Source organism: Nonlabens sp., from assembly GCF_018401815.1.
GTDB lineage: Bacteria > Bacteroidota > Bacteroidia > Flavobacteriales > Flavobacteriaceae > Nonlabens.
On sequence record NZ_JAGYKG010000028.1, the window covers coordinates 1 to 1177 of the forward strand.

At 40.9% G+C, this 1177-nt stretch carries 1 pseudogene; it reads right to left on the bottom strand.

The features are described from left to right. A pseudogene (locus KG732_RS12985) lies at nucleotides 1–1177 on the bottom strand (hypothetical protein); the annotation flags it as partial.

A 1177-nucleotide genomic window follows, 5' to 3' on the forward strand; every position in this document is an offset into this window, starting at 1 on the left:
TTCCTGTAACATCTAATTTTTCAGTAGGCGATGTGTTTCCAATTCCAATAGTACCTGTGAAATTTTTATCCCCAGCAATCGTTTGGTTTGTAGTTAAATCTACAAAATTTTGAGTTGAAGATCCTGTACCACCGTTAGCAACAGGTAATACCCCACTATAGGCCGTTGCTGTTGTAGAAGGTGTAGTCCAAGTAAGGGTGCCACTTCCTGTAGTGCTCAGTACTTGACCATTGGTACCGTGTGCTTTTGGATAGGTTACCGCATCAGCAGTTAGTGTTCCACTTGTTTTTACATTGGTAACTGAAGTATTTCCTAGTTGAATGGTGTTGCTTGTGTTAACAGTGGCACCAGAACCAATAGCTGTTGCGTTGGATAGATTATTTGCTCCAACGTCAGCTTCGGTTCCAATTATTGTATTATTGTTTCCTGTGGTATTAGTGGATCCTGAGCTCTTACCAACACCAATATTATTGCTTCCTGTGGTGTTAATTAATGATTGATTACCTATTGAAGTATTTGAAGTTCCTGTTGTAATTGCCATCATTGACTCAGCACCTACTGATGTGTTACCGTACCCCGTAGTTAAACCAACTAGGTTAGCATACCCTATACTGGTATTGTTATCAAAGCTAGTTCCAACATAATTTAACATAGCATTATTCCCTAGGGCTGTATTTCTATGTCCAGAACTCACTCCGTCCATAGCCCCAGCACCTACCGCAAGATTTGATCCCCCTGTTGAATTTCCTTTACCTATTTTTTGACCATTAAATGTACCATTAGAGCTAAAGGTTTTAGTCCCTGCAATAGTTTGATTGGTAGTTAAATCTACAAAATTTTGAGTTGCAGATCCTGTACCTCCATTGGCAACAGGTAATACCCCACTATAGGCAGTTGCTGTTGTAGAAGGTGTAGTCCAAGCAAGGGTGCCAGAACCATTTGTACTTAAAACCTGGTTGGCTGAGCCCCTTACCGTTGGAAACGTATTAGTACCTGCAACGAGCGTAGGAACTGTTACCGTACCTGTAAATGTTGGAGAAGCTATAGGAGCTTTTGCAGCTAAATCAGTGGTTAAATTGTTGACCTTAGATTGTGCAATGGCTGCAGATGATGAAATGTCTGCATCTACAATAGTTCCGTCTGCTATCATAGAACTGACTACCTTACTAGCGCCAAT